Annotated in this window: 1 pseudogene; it reads left to right on the top strand. The window is 63.8% G+C overall.

Going from position 1 to position 1,197, the window contains the following annotated elements:
• Window positions 1–795: 795 nt before the first annotated feature.
• Window positions 796–1,089: pseudogene (locus AB0E67_RS36500) on the top strand (transposase); the annotation flags it as partial.
• Between the last annotated feature and the right edge of the window lie 108 nt (window positions 1,090–1,197).

Raw genomic sequence — 1,197 nt, 5'->3', positions numbered from 1 at the left:
ACCCCCCAGGTCATCCACTTCGACAGGGGGCACACAGCCATACCGGACCCGGGGGCCAGGCACCCCATTGCGGGGCCACGAAAAAGGTAACGGGGATCTCGACGGGGTGCGCGGTGACCGAAAGGGCGGTCCCTCCCACGGGGATGGACATGAGCCCCCGGCCTATGCAGGCGACAGATCCGGCTAGATCCGAAGATGCCGGTGGGCCCAGCGCGGCCGACGCAAGGCACTCATGCGACCCTGCGCTCGGGACACTTGACCAGCCGCGATGGCCACCCCTCCCCACCGCCAGGCGCTTTCAACTCCGGTCAAACTTCAGTGGCAATCGGTCAAGGTTCAGTGGCACCGGGCACGGACCATAAGACGTCGAACACCCACGGGCCCGCCACTGTGGTGGCGGGCCCGTGCGTTTCGTCGGGCTGGTCGTCTACGGTCCGGCGATCAACCACAGGATGAGCGCGGCGGGGAGATCTTGCGAGTAGCGGTACACGCCTGAGTTTCCGCGGCCGCCGGTCTGTTCCGACCTCGGGGAACACCGGAACCGTGGTTAGCGGTAGCGCCAGTTCCGGTTCGGGTCTCTCACAAACGACCAGATGCGAGAGTTCTGCGAAACGCCTCGGAGTGATCACGTTTCCGCAGGTCGCCATTCGCAGAAGTCCTCTCAAAACCCGGACGTTGTGCGAGATAGTTCTGAGAGTGCGGGATGTGACTTTCCGTCTGGCTTGTCATCGCTCGATGGTGTGACGTTGGGGCATCGCTGCCGGTCGGACGTTCGAGGTTCGCTTGGGTTGCGGCATGGACATGCGCAAGCCGTACCCGAGCGATCTCACCGACGAGCAGTGGGAGCTCATCGAACCCGTGATCACGGCATGGAAGGCCCAGCACCCCTCGGTCAGCGGTCACCAGGGCAAATACGCGATGCGGGAGATCGTGAACGCGATCCTGTACCAGAACCGCACCGGCTGCCAGTGGGAGTTCCTGCCCCACGACATGCCTCCGCCCGGTGCGGTGAAGTACTACTTCTACCTCTGGCGCGACGATGGCACCGACCAGACCGTGCACGACCTGCTGCGGTGGCATCTGCGGGAGAAGAAGAAGCGATTAGTACTCCAGTACGGTTTCGTGATCTACCCAGCGGATTCGTCGGCGGCCCGTCGTTGGTAGTGGCTGTGTCGGGCTGTTGCCTGGTGGTGTCTG

Source organism: Streptomyces sp. NPDC032161 (genome assembly GCF_040636995.1).
Lineage (GTDB): Bacteria > Actinomycetota > Actinomycetes > Streptomycetales > Streptomycetaceae > Streptomyces.
This window is presented reverse-complemented; position numbering and strand designations above follow the sequence as displayed.